At 72.2% G+C, this 19,354-nt stretch carries 17 protein-coding genes; 10 read left to right on the plus strand and 7 right to left on the minus strand.

All coding sequences use genetic code 11. From position 1 onward, the window contains the following. The first annotated feature begins 133 nt into the window (after window positions 1-133). The 4 genes from AQI88_RS20160 to AQI88_RS20175 all read left to right on the plus strand — a co-directional run bounded on the left by AQI88_RS20160 (window position 134) and on the right by AQI88_RS20175 (window position 4,910). Window positions 134-1,465, plus strand: a complete 1,332-nt coding sequence (locus AQI88_RS20160; protein WP_067001078.1) for an ABC transporter substrate-binding protein — start codon at window positions 134-136, stop codon at window positions 1,463-1,465. Further along, window positions 1,462-2,487, plus strand: a complete 1,026-nt coding sequence (locus AQI88_RS20165; protein WP_067001080.1) for a carbohydrate ABC transporter permease — start codon at window positions 1,462-1,464, stop codon at window positions 2,485-2,487. Before AQI88_RS20160 ends, AQI88_RS20165 begins: the two co-directional genes overlap by 4 nt. After that, window positions 2,484-3,377: a carbohydrate ABC transporter permease gene (locus AQI88_RS20170; protein ID WP_208615841.1), complete on the plus strand. Its 894-nt coding sequence runs from the start codon at window positions 2,484-2,486 to the stop codon at window positions 3,375-3,377. The genes AQI88_RS20165 and AQI88_RS20170 overlap by 4 nt, the downstream gene beginning before the upstream one ends. Before the next feature lie 99 nt (window positions 3,378-3,476). Then, window positions 3,477-4,910, plus strand: coding sequence for a GH1 family beta-glucosidase (locus AQI88_RS20175; protein WP_067001084.1), 1,434 nt, complete (start codon window positions 3,477-3,479; stop codon window positions 4,908-4,910). 45 nt (window positions 4,911-4,955) lie between these two features. On the opposite strand, the gene AQI88_RS20180 is transcribed toward AQI88_RS20175, so the two are convergent. From AQI88_RS20180 to AQI88_RS20195, 4 genes are all read right to left on the minus strand, one after another. After that, window positions 4,956-5,495 (minus strand): hypothetical protein, encoded by a 540-nt coding sequence (locus AQI88_RS20180; protein WP_067001087.1) that lies wholly within the window; start codon window positions 5,493-5,495, stop codon window positions 4,956-4,958. 171 nt (window positions 5,496-5,666) lie between these two features. Next, window positions 5,667-7,139, minus strand: a complete 1,473-nt coding sequence (locus tag AQI88_RS20185) for a glycoside hydrolase family 18 protein (RefSeq protein WP_067001090.1) — start codon at window positions 7,137-7,139, stop codon at window positions 5,667-5,669. Window positions 7,140-7,249: 110 nt separating this feature from the next. Continuing rightward, a complete protein-coding gene (locus AQI88_RS20190) occupies window positions 7,250-8,653 on the minus strand; it encodes a sensor histidine kinase (RefSeq protein WP_067001093.1) in 1,404 nt (467 codons plus the stop codon). Further along, window positions 8,650-9,369 carry a response regulator transcription factor gene (locus AQI88_RS20195; protein WP_067001097.1) on the minus strand — a complete coding sequence of 240 codons (720 nt, stop codon included), beginning with the start codon at window positions 9,367-9,369 and terminating at the stop codon, window positions 8,650-8,652. Before AQI88_RS20195 ends, AQI88_RS20190 begins: the two co-directional genes overlap by 4 nt. A gap of 99 nt (window positions 9,370-9,468) precedes the next feature. Between AQI88_RS20195 and AQI88_RS20200 the strand changes: the two genes are divergently transcribed. Beyond that, a complete protein-coding gene (locus AQI88_RS20200; protein WP_067001100.1) occupies window positions 9,469-9,978 on the plus strand; it encodes a hypothetical protein in 510 nt (169 codons plus the stop codon). Window positions 9,979-9,988: 10 nt separating this feature from the next. Here the strand turns inward: AQI88_RS20200 and AQI88_RS20205 are convergent, their stop codons facing one another. Next, window positions 9,989-10,858 carry a spermidine synthase gene (locus AQI88_RS20205; protein ID WP_067001103.1) on the minus strand — a complete coding sequence of 290 codons (870 nt, stop codon included), beginning with the start codon at window positions 10,856-10,858 and terminating at the stop codon, window positions 9,989-9,991. Between the two features lie 34 nt (window positions 10,859-10,892). Continuing rightward, window positions 10,893-11,327, minus strand: coding sequence for a hypothetical protein (locus AQI88_RS20210; protein ID WP_079057706.1), 435 nt, complete (start codon window positions 11,325-11,327; stop codon window positions 10,893-10,895). Between the two features lie 262 nt (window positions 11,328-11,589). Here AQI88_RS20210 and AQI88_RS20215 point away from each other — a divergent pair, with 262 nt between their 5' ends. Further along, entirely contained in the window at window positions 11,590-13,062 is a 1,473-nt protein-coding gene (locus AQI88_RS20215) for an NsdA family TPR-like regulatory protein (protein WP_067001108.1), read from the plus strand. Between the two features lie 114 nt (window positions 13,063-13,176). Here the strand turns inward: AQI88_RS20215 and AQI88_RS20220 are convergent, their stop codons facing one another. Continuing rightward, window positions 13,177-13,773: a histidine phosphatase family protein gene (locus tag AQI88_RS20220; protein WP_067001111.1), complete on the minus strand. Its 597-nt coding sequence runs from the start codon at window positions 13,771-13,773 to the stop codon at window positions 13,177-13,179. A 211-nt stretch (window positions 13,774-13,984) separates the two neighbouring features. On the opposite strand from AQI88_RS20220, the gene AQI88_RS20225 reads away from it, so the two are divergent. The 4 genes from AQI88_RS20225 to AQI88_RS20240 are packed head-to-tail and all read left to right on the plus strand — an operon-like array spanning window position 13,985 to window position 18,993. Continuing rightward, entirely contained in the window at window positions 13,985-14,929 is a 945-nt protein-coding gene (locus AQI88_RS20225; RefSeq protein ID WP_067001114.1) for a phosphatase PAP2 family protein, read from the plus strand. A gap of 1 nt (window position 14,930) precedes the next feature. Then, the gene (locus AQI88_RS20230) at window positions 14,931-16,061 is read left to right on the plus strand and encodes a hypothetical protein (RefSeq protein ID WP_107118614.1); all 1,131 of its coding nucleotides are present in this window, start codon (window positions 14,931-14,933) and stop codon (window positions 16,059-16,061) included. Beyond that, window positions 16,052-17,659: a hypothetical protein gene (locus AQI88_RS20235; RefSeq protein ID WP_067001120.1), complete on the plus strand. Its 1,608-nt coding sequence runs from the start codon at window positions 16,052-16,054 to the stop codon at window positions 17,657-17,659. Before AQI88_RS20230 ends, AQI88_RS20235 begins: the two co-directional genes overlap by 10 nt. Continuing rightward, window positions 17,656-18,993 carry an AAA domain-containing protein gene (locus AQI88_RS20240; protein WP_067001123.1) on the plus strand — a complete coding sequence of 446 codons (1,338 nt, stop codon included), beginning with the start codon at window positions 17,656-17,658 and terminating at the stop codon, window positions 18,991-18,993. Before AQI88_RS20235 ends, AQI88_RS20240 begins: the two co-directional genes overlap by 4 nt. Window positions 18,994-19,354: the final 361 nt, after the last annotated feature.

Genomic DNA, 19,354 nt, shown 5'->3' on the forward strand with positions numbered 1-19,354 from the left:
CGTGGGAGCGCTCCCACAGTACCTGACACATACACGTCCCGCACGTTCCCCGCCCGAGCCGCAGCGCGTACGAACGGGCCCGATTCCATGCAGTCGGCCGGGGGGTCGGCACGTCAGGCAACAGGAGGACGCAATGCGCACGAGCATCCGCCGGTCCCACAGGCTGGGGGCCTTCGTGGCCGTCGCCGCGCTGACCACAGGGCTGCTGGCCGGCTGCGCCAACGACTCGGACGACGGCTCGTCCAACTCGGACGGCGGCGGCAACGGCAGTGGCAAGGGCAAGATCACGCTGACCATCGGGACCTTCGGTGTCTTCGGCTACAAGCAGTCCGGCCTCTACGACGAGTACATGAAGCTCCATCCGGACATCAACATCAAGGAGAACGTCACCACTCGTACCGACGTCTACTGGCCGAAGGTGCTCACCCGCCTCCAGGCCGGCTCCGGCACCGACGACATCCAGGCCATCGAGATCGGCAACATCACCGAGGCCGTGCAGACGCAGGCGGACAAGTTCGTCGACATCGGCAAGGACGTCGACAAGTCGCAGTGGCTGGACTGGAAGCTCGCGCAGGCGACTACCAAGGACGGCAAGCTCATCGGGCTCGGGACCGACACCGGGCCGATGGCCATCTGCTACCGCAAGGACATGTTCCAGAAGGCCGGGCTGCCGACCGACCGGACCAAGCTCGCCGCGATGTGGAAGGGCGACTGGAGCAAGTACGTCGACCTGGGCAAGCAGTACATGAAGAAGGCGCCCACGGGCACCAAGTTCGTGGACTCGGCCTCCTCCGTCTACAACGCGGCGCTGGGCGGTGCGAGCGAGCGGTACTACGACAAGGACGGCAACGTCGTCTGGGACAAGTCCGAGGGCGTGAAGAAGGCCTGGGACGCCGCCATGAGCGTCGCGACCAGCACCATGTCGGCGAAGCTGAAGCAGTTCGACCCGACGTGGGACCAGGGCTTCGCCAACGGCACCTTCGCCTCCGTCGCCTGCCCGGCCTGGATGATCGGCTACATCGAGCAGAAGTCCGGTGACTCCGGCAAGGGCAAATGGGACGTGGCGTCGGCGCCGGCGCCGTCCAACTGGGGAGGCTCCTTCCTCGGCGTGCCGACCGCGACCAGGCACCAGAAGGAGGCCATCGCACTGGCGAAGTGGCTGACCGCGCCCGAGCAGCAGGCGAAGGTCTTCGCCAAGCAGGCCAGCTTCCCGTCCATCCCGTCGGTGTACCCGAGCCTGAAGCCGCAGGCCGACACCACGGCGTACTTCTCCGACGCGCCGCTCACCCAGATCTTCTCCGACTCGGCGAAGACCATCCCGTCGCAGCCCCTCGGCCCCAAGGACAAGCCGATCGACAACGCGATCAGCGACATCGGCATCCTCCAGGTCGAGCAGAAGGGCAAGTCGCCCGCGCAGGGCTGGGACGCCGCGTCCAAGGAGATCAAGGACGTGCTCGGCCAGTGAGCAGCTCCAAGCAGGCTCTCGCGCACTCCGCGACGAGCGCCGACGCCGCGCCCGGCACCCCGCCGGGCGCGGCCCGGGGCGCTCACGGTCGCGGTGCGCCGGCGGGCGCCGACTCCTGGCGCAGCCGGCTGTACCGCTGGGACATGAAGGCGTCGCCGTACGCGTTCGTCGCCCCCTTCTTCGTCCTGTTCGGGGCCTTCACGCTGGTCCCGCTGCTCTACACGGCCTGGTACTCGCTGCACCACGTGCAGCTGTCGGCCCTGGACCACCAGACCTGGGCGGGCCTGGACAACTACCGGAACCTGCTCTCCTCGGACTTCTTCTGGAACGCCCTGGAGAACACGTTCACCATCGGTCTGATCTCCACGGTTCCGCAGCTGCTGGCCGCGCTCGGCCTCGCCCACCTGCTGAACTACCGGCTGCGCGGCTCGACCGTGTGGCGGGTCGTGATGCTGACCCCGTACGCCACCTCGGTGGCGGCCGCGACCCTGGTGTTCACGCTGCTGTACTCGTGGGACGGCGGCATGGTCAACTGGATCCTCCACTTCTTCGGGGTGGGTGCGGTCAACTGGCGTGAATCGGACTGGGGTTCACAGTTCGCGGTGTCGTCGATCGTGATCTGGCGGTGGACCGGGTACAACGCGCTGATCTACCTGGCCGCGATGCAGGCGATCCCGAGCGATCTGTACGAGTCGGCGGCGATCGACGGGGCCAACCGCTGGCAGCAGTTCTGGCATGTGACGATCCCGCAGCTGCGGCCCACGATCCTGTTCACGATCGTCGTCTCCACCATCGGCGCCACCCAGCTGTTCGGTGAGCCGCTGCTGTTCGGCGGGGTCAGCGGGTCCAAGGGCGGCTCCGAGCACCAATACCAGACGCTCGGTCTGTACATGTACGACCAGGGCTGGATCATCGGCAATCTCGGCAAGGCGTCCGCGATCGCCTGGTCGATGTTCCTGATCCTGCTGCTCATCGCCGCGGTCAACCTGCTGCTCACCCGACGGCTGAGGAAGTCCCGATGACGACCAGTGAACTGACGCTGCCCGCGACGAAGCCTCCAAGGGCCGGCCGTCGCCGGGTGATGGGCGCGGGCAAGCAGCTGCACGCGGGCCCGGTGACGTATGTCGTGCTGACCGTTTTCGCCCTCGCCTCCCTGGCCCCGCTGGTGTGGACGGCGATCGCGGCCTCGCGCACCGCCCACCGACTGGACGAGACCCCGCCGCCGCTGTGGTTCGGCGGCAACCTGTTCAAGAACCTTGAGACCGCCTGGGACCAGGCCGGACTCGGCACCGCGATGTTCAACTCGCTGATCGTGGCGGGCACGATCACCGTCAGCACGGTGCTGTTCTCCACGCTGGCCGGCTTCGCCTTCGCCAAGCTGCGGTTCCGCTTCTCCGGCCTGCTGTTGCTGCTGACCATCGGCACGATGATGATTCCGCCGCAACTGGCCGTCGTCCCGCTGTACCTGTGGATGTCCGACCTCGGCTGGTCCAACCAGCTGCAGACGGTGATCCTGCCGGGTCTCGTCACCGCCTTCGGTACGTTCTTCATGCGGCAGTACCTGGTGCAGGCGCTGCCGTCGGAGCTGATCGAGGCCGCCCGGGTGGACGGCGCGAGCAGCCTCCGGATCGTCTGGCACGTCGTCTTCCCCGCGGCACGCCCCGCGATGGCGGTTCTCGGCCTGCTGACCTTCGTGTTCGCCTGGAACGACTTCCTGTGGCCGATCATCGCCCTGAACCAGCAGAACCCGACCGTCCAGGTGGCCCTGAACTCCCTCGGCACCGGCTATGTCCCGGACCAGGCGGTGATCATGGCCGGCGCTCTGCTCGGCACGCTGCCGCTGCTGATCGCCTTCCTGCTGTTCGGCAAGCAGATCGTGGGCGGGATCATGCAGGGCGCGATCAAGGGCTGACCTTCCCCTTCCCAGGGGCCGGGCCACCGCCGTCCCGGCCCCTCTTCCCCCCTCCCCACCCCTTCTTCGGTCTCCTACGACCTTCATGGGAGCGCTTCCATGCCTGACTCCGTTTCCCCTTCCCCCGTGACCTTTCCGCACGCCTTCCTCTGGGGCGCCGCGACCTCCGCCTACCAGATCGAGGGGGCGGTGCGGGAGGGCGGCCGGACCCCCTCGATCTGGGACACCTTCAGCCATACGCCGGGCAGGACGGCCGGCGGCGAGACCGGTGACATCGCTGTCGACCACTACCACCGCTACCGCGACGACGTGGCGCTGATGGCGGAGCTGGGCCTGAGCGCCTACCGCTTCTCCGTCTCCTGGTCCCGGGTGCAGCCGACGGGCCGGGGACCGGCCGTCCAGGTGGGCCTGGACTTCTACCGCCGCCTGGTGGACGAACTCCTCGCGCACGGCATCAAGCCGGCGATCACCCTCTACCACTGGGATCTGCCGCAGGAGCTGGAGGACGCGGGGGGCTGGCCGGAGCGGGACACCGCCTTCCGGTTCGCCGAGTACGCACAGCTGGTCGGCGAGGCGCTGGGCGACCGGGTGGAGCAGTGGATCACCCTCAACGAGCCCTGGTGCAGCGCCTTCCTGGGCTACGGCTCCGGCGTGCACGCCCCCGGCCGTACCGACCCGGCGGCCACCCTGCGCGCGGCCCACCACCTCAACCTGGCCCACGGCCTGGGCGCGGCGGCCCTGCGCTCGGCGATGCCGGCCCGCAACCAGATCGCCGTCAGCCTCAACTCCTCGGTGGTGCGGCCCCTTTCGCAGGACCCGGCCGACCTGGCGGCGGCCCGCCGGATCGACGACCTGGCCAACGGGATCTTCCACGGCCCGATGCTGCACGGCTCGTACCCCGAGTCGCTCCTCTCGGCGACGGCCTCGGTCACCGACTGGTCGTACGTCCTCGACGGCGACGTCCGCACCGCCAACGTGCCGCTGGACGCGCTGGGCCTGAACTACTACACCCCGACGCTCGTCTCGGCGGCCGCCGACGAGTTCAAGGGACCGCGCCGGGACGGCCACGGCGCGAGCGAGCACTCCCCCTGGCCGGGCGCCGACACCGTGCTGTTCCACCAGACCCCGGGCGAGCGCACGGAGATGGGCTGGACGATCGACCCGACGGGCCTGTACGACCTGATCATGCGGTACACGCGGGAGGCGCCCGGCCTGCCGCTGTATGTGACGGAGAACGGCGCGGCCTACGACGACAAGCCCGACCCCGACGGCCGCGTGCACGACCCCGAGCGCATCGCCTACCTGCACGGCCACCTCTCGGCGGTCCGCCGCGCCCTCACCGACGGCGCGGACGTCCGCGGCTACTACCTGTGGTCCCTGCTGGACAACTTCGAGTGGGCGTACGGCTACGGCAAGCGGTTCGGGGCGGTGTACGTGGACTACGCCACGCTGGAACGGACGCCGAAGTCGAGTGCGCGGTGGTACAGCGAGGTGGCACGGACGGGGTCGCTGCCGGCGGTGGAGGCCCACTAGGGGGAAGGGGCGCGGCACCCCCGGGGGAGTGCCGCGCCCCTTCGGTCAGGAGCCGTAGAGCTCGGTCATCTCGGTGACCTTGCCGTTGCTGTTCACGGCCACGTCGTAGAAGTTCTCGCCATAGCAGTCGCTGGTGTCGGCGGAGGCCGTGTCGGTGTCGTGTGCGGTGCCGTTGGCGCAGACACGGACGTGCTCGATGCCGCCGTTGGCAGCGGTCATCTTCGCCGGACCCTTCTTCTTCACGTGCAGGACGTAGATGGGGGTGCTGTCGGAGGCGACGGTGTACTCGTGTTCCTTCCCGTTCGCCTGGTAGAAGGCGCCCTCGTCGGGGTTGCAGTTCTGGGTGGCGTCCTTGACGGTGAGGGTGTTCATGGCGCCGGAGACGCTCTCGACCTGGACGTACTTGTGGCCCGGAGCGAGGGTGTGGCAGTCGCTCTTGGCACCGCCCTTGGCGGCGTGGCTCGCGGTGGCGGAAGGGGTGACGGTGCCGTCGGCGTCGGCAGTGTCTTCAGGCTGGCAGGCGGTCAGCGTGAGCGCGGCGCAGGCGAGCACGGTGGTGACCAGGGCATGGCGGATGGATGTCACGATTCCCCCGAAGTGATGCGCCCGGGCTTGGACGGCCCGGGTGATGGCGTGCGAAACGGGCCGTGCGTCATCGTGTCGACCGGCGCCGGCCCGGGCCGAAGATCGACCCGGGCCGGAACTATATAGGCATGATCATGCCGAGTTGGTGTCGGACTCGCGGTGTCCGGCGGGTCAGTTGAAGGCCCCGAACGCCTTCGAGAATGCGAACCTGTCCTGGACGATCGAGCTGCACGTGGCGTCGGCGGAGTTCTTCGCGCCGCCGTCGCACTGCTTGTCGCGGGTCGCGGACCACATGGAGAGCCAGCCGAGGCCCTTGGACTTGGCGAAGTTCACCAGCTGGGTGGCGTCGTCGGCCTTGAAGACCTCGGAGGCGACGTCGTTGACGCCGATCATCGGGGTGACCGCCACCGTCTTCCAGGCGGCGGAGTCGGACAGCCCCAGCACGCTCTTGACCTGGGCCTGCGTGGCGGTGGCGGCCTGCTCGGCATAGGTGCCCATGTCGCCGCTGTACGAGGCGCCGTAGTCCATCGCCATGATGTTGACGGTGTCGGTCTTCACGCCGTTGGACTTGGCGTTGGAGAGGAGGTTCACGCCGTCCTGGGTCAGGCCCTCGGGCATCACCGGGAGGGTGAAGGAGACGTCCAGGTTCGGGTGCTGGGCCTGGAGCTTGGCGATGGCCTGGGCGCGGCGGGTGTTGGCGGCCGTGTCGGGCAGCGCGCCGCCCTCGACGTCGAAGTCGACCTTGGTCAGCTTGAAGGCGTCGACGGCCTTGCCGTAGGCCGCCGCCAGCGCGTCGGCGGAGGAGCAGGTGGTGGCCAGTTCCGAACCGGAGGCACCGCCGAAGGAGACCCGGACATCACCGCCCTTGGCGCGCAGGGAGCCGATCTGGGCGGCCACGCCGTCGCCGGTGAGGTCCGTGACACCGCCCCACTTGGGGGTGCAGCTGCCGCCGTCGGTGATGAAGGCGAGGTTGAAGTTCTTGACGCCGGTCGCGTCCGCGGCGGCCGGCAGGTCGAAGGCCGGGTAGAGGGAGGTGTCGACGTAGGGCGCGAAACCGGCGGAGGCGGTGGTGCCGCTGCCGGTACTGCCGGTGGGGGTGGGCGTGGCGCTCTGGCTGGGGGTGGCGCTCTGCGTCGGGGTCGCACTCTTGGTCGGGGTGGCGGTCGGGGTCGGCGACTGGGTCCGGGTCGGGCGGCCGCTCGGCTCGGGGGTGGCGCCGTCGTCCGCGGAACACTGTGCGTCGTCGATCCGGCAGCCCGTCGGGGCGCCGGTGCCGCTGACCACGAAGCCGACGGTGACCGACTTGCCCGGCGCGAGGCCCGCCGTGTCCCACTTGGCGGGCTTCACGGTGACGTGCTGACCGCTGACGCTCGACTCGCCGTTCCACAGCGAGCTGAGCTTCGCGCCCGCGGGGAGGTCGAACTCCAGCGTCCAGGTCTTCTCCGTCTGACCGCTGTTGTTGGTGACGACGTACTGCGCGGTGTAGCCCGTCGACCAGTCGCTGGTCCTGGTGTACGCGGCGCCGACACCGGCCGCGTGTGCGGTGCCGGTCAGCAGGACCGCGCCACCACCGACCACGGCCGCGGCCACCAGGCCACCGATCGCCTTGTTCCTGCCACTGATCCTGCGCCGGTGCGTGCTCATGCGCGTGCCTGCCTTCGTTCATCACGGGGGTGAGGTGCGGCAGCACGCTAGCGAGCGAGAATCGGACAAACGGCCTGATCTGGACGGCCGTTGAAGTCCTTAGGGTGCGCTTAAGGAAGGGATCGGGGGCGGTTAAAGGTCGAGACCAATTTGCCCGACCGTCTCCTGCGTACGGACCCCCGGTGCCCCCTGCCCCCCGGCTTGCGCCCGTCCAGCTGGAACCAGATCCGTACCTCGGTTCCGCCCAGTACCGATGCGCCGATGCGGACGTCTCCGCCGGTGGACTCGGCGAGGCGGCGGACGATGTCGAGGCCGAGGCCGGTCGAGCCCGCGCTGCCGGAGCCGCGGCCACGGGCCATCGCCGCCTCGGGGTCGGGTATGCCGGGGCCCGCGTCGGAGACCAGCACGATCACCGCGTCCTCGCCGTTGTGCACGTCGAGCGCGAAGGCGGTGCCGTCTGCGGTGTGCCGGAAGACGTTGCCGAGCAGCGCGTCAAGGGCGGCTGCCAGGTCGGCGCGGGCCACGGGTATGCGCACCGGTCGCTCGACCCCGGCCACCCGCCACTTGCGGCCCTCGTCCTCGGCGAGCGCGGACCAGAACTCCATGCGCTCGCGGACCACTTCGGCCGCGTCGCACCCGGCACCGGGCCCGGCCGCCACGGTCTGCGGCTTGGCCTCGCGCGCGGTGCGGATGATGGTGTCGACCTCGCGCTCCAGCTGGGCGACGGCGGTCCGGGTCTGCTCGGCGGCGGGCCCGGCGCCGAGGGAGGCGGCGTTCAGCCGGAGCACGGTCAGCGGGGTGCGCAGCCGGTGCGAGAGGTCGGCCGCCAGCTCTCTCTCGTTCGCGAGGAGCTGGACGACCTGGTCGGCCATGGAGTTGAACGCGACCGCCGCGAGTCTCAGTTCGGTCGGGCCGTCCTCGGGCACGCGGGCGCCCAGCTTGCCCTCGCCCAGTTCGTGCGCGCCCTCGACCAGCCGCTGCGCGGGCCGCACCATACGCACCCCGAGCCGGTCGGCGACGGCGACCGAGCCGACGATCAGCGCGAGGCCGACGGCGGCGAGCACCGCCCAGGCCGTGCCGACGCCGTTGCTCGTCTCGGACTCGGGGACATACACCTCGACGACCGCGATCGCACCGGAGCTGAGCGCGACCGGCTGCAGCAGTGTGGAGCCGCCGGCGACCGAGGTGGTGGAGGCGCGGCCCAGTTTCCGTACGGCCTGGATGTCCCGGTCGGCGGCGCGCTGCCGGCCGAGGTCGAGCGCGGAGCGGGCGCCGCCGGCGGGCAGGTGCACGGCCATCCCGGAGTCCGCTCCTGCGGAGGCCACCACCCGCTCCAGCTTGTCCCGGTCGGTGGTGATGGACAGCGCGGGGGCGACGGCGGCCGCCTCCCGCTCGGCGTTGGAGAAGGCGCGGTCGCGGGCCATCTCCTTGACGACGAGACCGAGCGGAACGGCGAAGGCGACCACGACCATCGTGGTGACCGCCAGGCACACCTTGACCAGGGCCCATCTCATCGCGGCGGTTCCCCTCCCCCGTCGGCCGGCACGGGCGGCTCCAACTTCACACCGACACCCCTGAGGGTGTGCAGATAGCGGGGCCGGGCGGCCGTCTCCCCCAACTTCCGGCGGAGCCAGGACAGATGGACGTCGATGGTCTGGTCGTCGCCGTAGGACTGCTGCCAGACCTCGGCGAGGAGTTCCTTGCGCGGGACGACGACACCGGGGCGGCCGGCGAGGAAGGCCAGCAGGTCGAACTCCCTGCGGGTGAGGTCCAACTGCACGCCGTCCAGCTCGGCCTGGCGGCGCAGCGGGTCGACGGTCAGCCCGCCGACACGGATGACGGCGGACGGCGCGGCCTCCGCGCCGCTGGAGCGGGCCCGGCGCAGCACGGCCGCGATGCGGGCGGACAGGTGCTCGACCGAGAACGGCTTGGTCAGGTAGTCGTCCGCCCCGGCGTTCAGCAGCCGGACGATCTCCGTCTCGTCGTCCCTGGCGGTGGCGATGATGACGGGTACGTCCGTGATGCCGCGCAGCATCTTCAGCGCCTCGGAGCCGTCCAGGTCGGGCAGTCCGAGGTCCAGGATCACCAGGTCGAAACGGAAATGGGCGACCTCGCGCAGCGCCTCCAGTGCCGTACCGACGCTGCGCACGGTGTGCGAGGCGTCGGTCAGATGCCGGATGAGCGCCGAGCGTACGAACTGGTCGTCCTCGACCACGAGCACACTTGCCATGCGCCGCACCGTACGCCATGCGGCGGAACCCGGTCCGGCGCCTGTGGATAACTCGGGGCAAGTGCGCACGGCGGTCACGCTGAGGCAGTATGGCCCGCGATGCGCAGAGGACTCGTACACGTACTGGCGTGGCTGCTCGCGACGGGAGCGGCGGTCACGCTGTCGTGGTGGGGCGTGCACACGGTGATGGCCGGGACGGCGTACGACCCGCCGCGCGCCCTGCCCATCACGGCGGCCGACGCGACCGCGCAGGGCTCGAAGCCGCTGGATACGCCGCCCGCCACCCGGCCGTCCCCGTCGAAGAGCCCGTCGTCCGGGCCGTCGGCCTCCACCCCCTCCCGGACACCGGCCCCCGGCACCAGCCCCTCCCCCACGGCCACCTCCCCCGGTCGGGTCAAGGGCTACGACACCGACGGTGGCCGGGCGGTCTTCGACCTGGGACCGGCAAGCGCCACGCTCGTCTCGGCGACCCCGGGGACGGGCTGGTCGATGCAGGTGTGGAAGACGGAGACATGGATCCGGGTGGAGTTCAGCAGGGGCGCGGACCGGGTGTCGGTGTTCTGCACCTGGCACGACGGGCCGCCGCATGTGGAGGTCGGCACCTACTGAGCCGCCCGCGCTAACGGAACACCGAGGGTGGCGGGGCCGGGGAGGCCACCGCTGCCTCGTCCGTCACGGGTACGGCGCCGCCGGTGAAGTCGAGGAGCTGCCTGCCGTGCTCGACCCGGGCGGGGTGCGGGTCGGAGGCGGCACGGCGGGTGAGTTCGGCGAGCGGGAGCGGGAGGTCGGAGGCGACCAGGACGGCGTTGCCGAATCGCTTGCCGCGCAGTACGGCCGGGTCGGCGATCAGCGCGAGTTCCGCGAAGCGGGCGGCGGCGGTGGCGATCTGGCCACGCAGATGGGCGAGCGGCGGGCCGTCGGCGAGATTGGCGGCGTAGACGCCGGAGGGCTTCAGGGCTCGGCGGACCTCGTCCAGGAACTCGGTGGAGGTGAGGTGGGCGGGGGTCCGGGCGCCGCTGAAGACATCGGCGATGGCCAGGTCGGCCCAGCCGTCCGGCACCTTGGCCAGCCCCTCGCGGGCGTCCGCCGACCGCACCCGGATCCGGGCGTTCGGGTCCAACGGCAGCTCGCGGCGGACCAGTTGGACGAGTCGGGCGTCCCGCTCGACGACCTGCTGGGTGGAGCGGGGGCGGGTGGCGGCGACGTAGCGGGCGAGGGTGAGGGCGCCGCCGCCGAGGTGCACGGCCTGCACCGGCTTGCCGGGCGGGGCGACGAGGTCGATGACATGGCCGAGGCGGCGCTGGTACTCGAAGGAGAGGTACGCCGGGTCGTCCAGGTCGACGTGCGACTGGGGCGCCCCGTCGATCAGCAGCGTCCAGGCCCGGGAGCGCTCCGGGTCGGGTATGAGCTGTGCGAGCCCGCCGTCGACCGCTTCCACCACGGCCTCGACGGCGGCCGACCTGCGCCCTTTGTTCCTGGACCTGCCCACCGGTCCATTTTCGCAGGTGCCGCGGGCCTGCGCTTCACCGGCGGCTGTCGGCGGCCTCGATCAGCCGGGCCGCCTCCCCCAGGGCCCGGCGCAGCACCACCGGGTCGGTCGCGAGGTCGGCATCACCGGGCGGCAGCAGCCAGTCCGAGCCCTCCACCGGTGGCTCCGGGGTCAGCCGCAGCCCCTGCCCGTTCGTCTCGGTGCAGGTGCTGCCCGGCACGTCCCAGCAGGCGGCCGTGCCGGCCGGCACCAGGAAGCCGAGGGTGTCGCAGCCGTCGTCGTGCAGTACGGGCCCCACCGTCTCCCCTGCCCCGCGCCGCAGGATGTCGACCGCCTCCAGCCCCTGCCGGGCCGGCACCGTCACGAGGTCGCAGGCCGCGTCACCGTCATCGGCCGCCGGCGACGGTGACGCACCCGGTCTGCCTGATGTGCCCGATGTACAAGGATCGTTGCTCTGGCTGGTCTCCATGCCGGCCTCCACCACGCCTGTTGCAGTCCATGGTGTTCAACGCGCGAGAGCGTCAACGGCTACGGCACAAGTGCGCCGCAAAGGATGGCAGTTCATGGCAGATCGTGGATGAGATATCCGGTTTGTAGCCAAACACTGCGTGTCGGGTCCGACACAGCAGGTACGTTCTTGCCCGCCGGAACAAGGGTGTCACACGGACAACTCAGCCCGAATCCACCCCGGGGCCGGCATGGTTCGACGGTTCGCACGAGAGGACCCGGCCATGGCGTCGTCAAGCGAGACCTCGTCGCAGCCCGAACGGCCACCACGGCCGAACCTCGCCTTCCGGCAGTTGCGCGGCCGGCGCTCACCGGCCGAGTTCGCCGCGCTGGTGCGGCGGGCCGCGCGGGACATCGGCGAGGCGGTGAGCTGCGACGCGCGCTACGTCGGCAGGGTCGAGGCGGGTGAGATCCGCTGCCCGAACTACGCGTACGAACGGGTGTTCCTCCATATGTTCCCCGGCCGCACGCTGACCGACCTCGGCTTCGCGCCGCGCTCGTCCGTCCGCGGACGCGGGGCGCGTACGGCCGCGGAGGCGACGCCCTTGGCGCTCGGCACCGCTGAGACGCAGAGGGCCTGCGAGCCGTATGACACGCAGGACCCGTTCGACCCGCAGGATCCGTACGACACGCACGAGCCGTACGAGAACGACCCACTGAACCACGAGGAGAGCGACGTGCTGCGTCGCGCATTCATGACCGGCGGAGGCGTCACGATGGCCGCCGCCACGCTGGGCCCGCTGGGGCTCGCCACCGACGCCGCGGCGACGGCCCGGCCGCAGCGCCGCGCCGGAACCCCCGAGGCGGCCGCCCTGGAGGAAGCCGTCCGCCGCATCCGGCTGCTCGACGACCGGCACGGCGCGGACGGCCTGTACCGGCGCGCGGCGGCACCCCTGCGTGCCGCCTACGCACTGCTGGACGCCGGAGCGACCCGTCTGACCACAGCCGAGAGGCTGCACTCGGGCGCCGGTGAACTGGCCATCTCCGTGGGCTGGCTGGCGCACGACTCCGGCCGCTTCGACGACGCCCGCTCGCACTACGCGGAGGCGCTGGCCACCGCCCGTATGACCGGCGACCCGGGCCTTGAGGCCCACGCCTTCTGCAACACGGCGTTCCTGGCCCGCGACGCGGGCCGCCCCCGCGAGGCGGTACGCGCCGCGCAGGCCGCCCAACGCGTCGCCCGCCCCCTGAACTCACCGCGCCTGATGTCCCTGCTCGCCCTGCGTGAGGCGGGCGGCTGGGCGGGCCTCGCCGACCGCGCCGGCTGCGAACAGGCGCTGGCCCGCGCGCAGGCCCTCTTCGAGCGGGGCCACTCGGACGCCGACCCCGAGTGGATGAGCTTCTACGGAGAGGCCGAGCTGGAGGGGCTGGAGGCGCAGTGCTGGTCGACGTTGGGCGACTGGCGGCGTGCGTCCCGCCACGCCCGCCGCGCGGCGCACCTCCAAGACCCCCACTTCACCCGCAACATCGCCCTCTACACGGCCGAACTCGCCGATGACCTGGCCCGCGGTGGTCGTCCCGACGAGGCGGCGCAGGCAGCGATGCGCGTTCTCGACCTGCTGGACCAGGTCCAGTCCTCCCGCATCCAGACGATGCTGGCGGGGACGGCGAGGGTACTGCTGCCGCATCGGCGGGCGTCGGGAGTCTCGGAGTTCATCGATCGGCACGCCTCACTGCCACGGGCTGGGCGGGCGTAGCGACGAGACCGCGGGTGCGTGGGGCTGATCGCGCCCACGCGGCGGAGCCGCATATCGATACAGCCCCGCGCCCCTTCAGGGCATGGGCAAGCGAAACCCGCACCAGGCACCCGGCTACCCCGCCAGGTGCCCCAGGTCGTTCCAGCTCTCGATCGCCGGCTGCCCGTAGGCCCAGCCCAGCACAGACAGCGAGGTCGGGTTCAGCCGTATCCGGGCGGCGAACTCCAGCGGCAGCCCCAGCCAGCGCGCACCGATGGACCGCAGGATGTGCCCGTGGGCGAAGACCAGCACGTCACGGTCGGCCGCGCGCGCCCACGCGACGACCTCGTCCGCGCGCGCGGTGACCTCCGCGAGGCTCTCCCCCTGCGGGACTCCGTCCCGCCAGATCAGCCAGCCCGGCCGGACGGCCTGGATCTCGGCGGGGGTCATGCCCTCGTACGCGCCGTAGTCCCACTCCATCAGCGTGTCCCAGGACTCGGCGCGTTCGCCGAACCCGGCCAGCTCGCACGTCTCACGCGCGCGTGCCAGCGGGCTGGTCCGCACCTCGACCCCGGGCAGCCCGTCGAACGGCGCCCGGTGCAGCCGCTCGCCCAGCAGCTTGGCTCCGCGCCGGCCCTCCTCCAAGAGCGGCACATCGGTCCTGCCGGTGTGCTTGCCGGACAGCGACCATTGCGTCTGTCCGTGCCGGGCCAGCAGGATGCGCGGTGCCATGGGGGACCTTTCCGGAGAGGGACGCCAAGCAGACGCCGGAGAAAACAGAAGCGGAGTCCCTCCATCATCGCTCACGCCGGACAGGGGCAACCCGGCGGGCGATGTCGGCGTCTTTGAGGGCTGAAGCGCCCGCATGGCCGGGATATGGACAACGTAAAGTGGCACGGTCGCCCGCCGGGGCGCACCACAGCAGAAGGGGGAGGGCGATCGGATGCCGCAGACCGAGACACCGGGCACCGAGGTGGTCCCGCGGACCCGGCTGCGGTGGTGGACCGAGCTTCCGCTGATCCTGCTGGTCTACGGCTGCTACTCGGCAGGCCGCCTCCTCGCCCGCGGTGACGTCTCCTCCGCCGTCGACCACGGCCTGGCGATCCTGCGTATCGAGAAGCTCCTGCACCTCAACGCCGAGCACCCGCTCAACCGGCTGTTCACGCGCGAGCCCTGGCTCGGCGTACCGGCCGACTTCTGGTACGCCTCGCTGCACTACCTGATCACGCCCGCCATCCTGATCTGGCTGTTCCGGGCCCGCACCGCGCACTACCGCGCGGCCCGCACCTGGCTGATGGCATCCACGTTCATCGGCCTGATCGGCTTCACCCTGCTGCCCACCTGCCCGCCCCGCCTGCTCTCCGCGGACCACGGCTTCGTCGACACGATGGCCCACTACAGCTCGTACGGCTGGTGGGGCGGTGAGGCCAGCGCCCCGCGCGGCATGGGCGCCATGACCAATCAGTACGCGGCGATGCCGAGCCTGCACGTGGGCTGGGCGCTGTGGTGCGGGGTCATGCTGTGGCGCCACGGCGGCACGCGCCTGATGAAGGTCTTCGGCGTCGCCTACCCGTTGCTGACCGCGCTCGTCGTCATGGGCACCGCCAACCACTACTTCCTGGACGCGGTCGCGGGCGTGGCCGTGATGGGCGTGGGCCTGCTGCTCGCGCCGCGCGTGATGCGCGGTGCAGACCTGCTCCGGGCCCGCCTGAGCCGTCGTACAACACCGGTCCCGGAGAGCACGGGCTCCCCGATTGTCAGTGCCGGATGCCAGACTTCCGCGGGTGAGCGAATTCCACGGCAGCGCGAGTCGCAGCGCGCATCCGCAGCCGAACCGGACGCCTCCCCCAGCGACGCGGGCGAAGGGGCTCCGGCAGCGGCTCGCTGAGCTGCGCGGCCTTGACGTACCGGCCAAGGCGCTGGACGCGCGCGCCCTCGCGGCGCTGGCCGCGAACCCCGGGTGCCGCAGACGGTCGATCCTGGACGGCGCCGGGGTGGACAAGGCGGCGCTGGCGAGCGCGCTGGGCGCGCCCTCCGGTTTCGGTCAGTCGCAGTTCGCGCTGACCCGGGGCAACGCGTTCGAGGCGCGGGTGAAGGCGGACGGCGGCGCGGAGCTGCTGCGGCTGGTGCACTCCCGCCTCGACCCGGGCGCCGAGCCGCCCGCCGGGGCTGCCGTCCCCGACCTGTCCGCGCTCGGCCCCGAGGGGCGTACGGCCCGTACGGCGCTGGCGCTGCGCGAGGCCGTCGCCGCGGGCGGCTGGACGCTCCTTGACCACCCGATGCTGGCCCTGGACGTGGCGGGCTCGCTCGCCTTCCTGGAGCCGGACGCGGTGGTGGTGCACCCGGACGGCAGCTGGACGGTCGTGGAGATCAAGTCCTTCCCGATGCTGGACGGTTCGGCCGACCCGGCGAAGGTGGGCGCGGCCGCCCGGCAGGCGGCGGTGTACGTACTGGCCCTGGAGGCGGTCGCGGCCCGCCTCGACCCCGTGCCACCGGTACGGCACCGGGTGCTTCTCGTGTGCCCGAAGGACTTCTCCAACCTGCCCACCGGCTCCGCCGTCGACGTACGCAAGCAGCGCGCGGTCACCGCCCGCCAGCTGGCCCGGCTCACCCGCATCGAGGAGATCGCCGACACCCTGCCGGAGGGCACCTGTTTCGCCCCGGACCGGCCGGCCGAGGAGCTGACGGCTGCCGTGGAGGCGGTCCCGGCGGCCTACGCACCCGAGTGCCTGTCCGCCTGCGAACTGGCCTTCCACTGCCGGGAACGCTCCCGCGCGGCCGATGCCGTGACCCGTCTGGGCCGCCCCCTGCGTGCGGAACTGGGCGGCCTGACGACGGTCGAGGACGTCCTCGCGGCGGCCCGCGGCGACAGCGGCGACCCCGACGACCCGGCGGTGGCAGCCCTGCGCCGGGCGGCTGCCCTGCGCGCGGAAGCCCTGGCACAGAGCGTCGGCCGGGAAGCGGCCCTGCGCGCGGAGACACGCGCCACGGCCGGCCGGGAGGTGGCCTCTTGTCGCTGATCGCCACCCTGGCCCGGCTGGAGGCCGTCAGCACCGGACGCGCCCAGCCCACCGCGACCGTCCGCCACCGCCATCTGTCCGGCCACCCCCTGGTCCTCGTGCCGCTCACCACCGCCGGTGAGGCCGGCGCCCCGCTCGGCGCGCTGGTGGGCACCGACCGGGACGCGCCGCGCCTGCTGGTCGTACCGCAGCCCCGCGACCGCGACCTGCGCTTCGCGTTCCTCGCCGACCTGGCCGACGTCGTCCTGCCGTACCTCGACTCCTGTGCGCAGGCCGTCGAGGCGGCCGAGCGCACCGAGACCGACCCGGAGACGGGCAAGCGGGTCAAGGTCGAGGTCGAGCTGTGCGCGGACGCGCCCCAGCTGATCGTGCCGAGCCGGGCGGGCCTGGACTACCTACGGCTGCTCGGCCGCTCCATGCGCTTTCGCCGTACCGCCGAGCAGGACCCGGAGACCCCCCACCCCGCACCGCCCCGCATCCCCCTGCTCGGCCGCTGGCTGACCCACTACGGCGAGCGGGCCCGGGTACCCGGTTCCTCGCTCCTGCTGGCGCTCACCGAGGTACTGTCCCGGCACTGGGCGACCGGCCAGTCCAGCCTGGAGGACCAGCACCTGGGCGCGCTGCTCGCCTGGATCGACCCTCCCGGGGACGACACCGGAGCCGAGGCCGCCCGCCGGGCCGAACTCGCCCGCGACGCCGACGGCCAGCTGCTGTGCCCGCCGGCCGGCCCGGCCACCGACCCGGCGTTCGACAACAAGCTCCTGGCCCCGGCCATCGAGCGCTACGACCGCGCCCGCACCGCACTGGCCGCCGCCGAGGACGCCCTGGAGGCCGACGACCGGCTGGCCGCGCTCACCGCCGCCGAGCGGGAGATCCGCGACCTGGTGGAAAGCCGCACCCGACCCACCTGGGACGCGGTGTGGCGGGGCCTGGACCTGCTGCGGGCGCTGCCGGAGGGCGCGCGCGTCGAGGAGCGCTGGACCCGCGACCGCTGGTCGTTCACCGGTCACCGCGACCGGGTTCTGGCCGGCGAGCCCCCGCAGCCGCGCCGCGACGACGCGGTGACGGCGGCGAACAAGCTGGCCACGCGGGAGCGCGAACAGGCCCGCCTCGAGGCGCAGGAGGCGCTGGACGACCCGCTGGTGATGGCGGGGCGGCGGCTGGCCGGGGAGGCGTTCGCGGGCGAGGTGACCGATGTCGTCATGGCGTACAGCGAGGGCAAGCGGCCCAGCCCGCGCCCGCTGGTGACGGTCCGCACGGACGACCGGCCTCATCTGGCGGAGCGCGCGAAGGTGTACCGCTCGCTGGACGGCAAGCCGCAGGCGGCCGAGTTCGCCGGCTACGAGGGCTCCCCGGACGAGGGCGAGGGCTTCCTCGTCGTCCTGCGGATCGTGGACAAGATGGGCCGGGGCAAGGAGCCCGAGCCCGGTTCGGTGCCGGAGAAGGGCGACGCGGTGTGCTTCACCCTCTTCGAGCACGAGCAGCGCGGCGGCGCGAAGCTGCCCGACCCGGAGGAGACCCCGTGGACACACGGCGGCCCGCCGGGCGAGGCCGTAGGGGAAGCCCCTGACACCCTGACCGAGGAGGACGTGCTGTGACGACCGTCGACTTCGACCCGGGAGCCGCGGCCGCACGCGCCACCGACGCGATCCTCGACGACACCCTGCACAGCACCGCGCGGGGCGTGGTCGTCGACTCCCCGCCCGGTGCCGGCAAGTCCACCCTGGTGGTCCGGGCGGCCCTCGAACTCGCCGATGCCGGACGCCCGTTGATGGTGGTCGCACAGACCAACGCCCAGGTGGACGACCTGGTGCTGCGGCTCGCCGAGAAGAACCCCGAGCTGCCGGTGGGCCGGCTGCACAGCAGCGACACCGACCCGTACGACAAGGCACTGGACGGCCTGGCGAACGTCCGTCCGTCGGCGAAGGCGGCCGACCTGAAGGGCCTGCCCGTCGTCCTGTCCACCGCCGCGAAGTGGGCGCACGTCAAAGTGGACGAGCCGTGGCGGCACGCGATCGTGGACGAGGCGTACCAGATGCGCTCGGACTCCCTGCTGGCCGTGGCCGGCCTGTTCGAGCGGGCGCTGTTCGTGGGCGACCCGGGCCAGTTGGATCCGTTCGCGATCGTGGGCAGCGAGCAGTGGGCGGGCCTGTCGTACGACCCGTCGGCCTCGGCGGTCACCACCCTCCTGGCGCACAACCCGGAGCTCCCGCAGCATCGCCTGCCGGTCTCCTGGCGCCTGCCGGCCTCCGCGGCCCCGCTGGTCTCGGACGCGTTCTACCCCTACACCCCGTTCCGCAGCGGCACCGGCCACGGCGTCCGGCGCCTGTCCTTCGCCGTCCCTTCCGACGGCTCGGGCCCGGACCGGGTGATCGACGAGGCGGCGCAGTCCGGCTGGGGCCTGCTGGAACTGCCCGCCCGCCACACCCCACGCACGGACCCGGAGGCGGTGCGGGCGGTGACGGCCGTCGTACGACGCCTGCTGGACAGGGGAGGCGCGGCAGTGTCGGAGCGCTCACCGGAGCCCGCTCCGGTGACCGCCGGCCGCATCGCCGTCGGCACGGCCCACCGCGACCAGGCGGCGGCGGTCCGCTCGGCGCTCGCCGAGCTGGGCGTGGCGGACGTCACGGTCGACACCGCGAACCGCCTCCAGGGCCGTGAGTACGACGTCACGGTCGTCCTGCACCCGCTCTCCGGCCGTCCCGACGCCACCGCCTTCCACCTGGAGACCGGCCGACTGTGCGTCCTGGCCTCCCGCCACCGGCACGCCTGCATCGTGGTGTGCCGCGCCGGCGTGGGCGACCTCCTGGACGACTACCCGTCCACGGAACCGGTCCAGCTGGGCACGCTGGTGAAGTTCCCGGACGGCTGGGAGGCGAACCACGCCGTGCTGGCGCACCTGGCAGAGCACCGGGTGCCGTGGCGGCCGTGACCGACGCGCCGGGCACCTGGTCAGCGGGCACCCGGCCCAGCACCGCCCCCTCGCCGGACGGAGTCCGGCACGCCGCCAGAGGCGGCCAATGGAAACAGCCCGGACGGCTGGGAGGCGAACCACGCCGTGCCGGCGCACCTGGCAGAGCACCGGGTGCCGTGGCGGCCGTGACCGACGCGCCGGGCACCTGGTCAGCGGGCACCCGGCCCAGCACCGCCCCCTCGCCGGACGGAGTCCGGCACGCCGCCGGAGGCGGCCAATGGAAACAGCCCGGACGGCTGGGAGGCGAACCACGCCGTGCCGGCGCACCTGGCAGAGCACCGGGTGCCGTGGCGGCCGTGACCGGAGCATCGGCGGATGC

Origin of the sequence: Streptomyces cellostaticus (genome assembly GCF_001513965.1) — a bacterium.
GTDB classification, from domain to species: domain Bacteria; phylum Actinomycetota; class Actinomycetes; order Streptomycetales; family Streptomycetaceae; genus Streptomyces; species Streptomyces cellostaticus.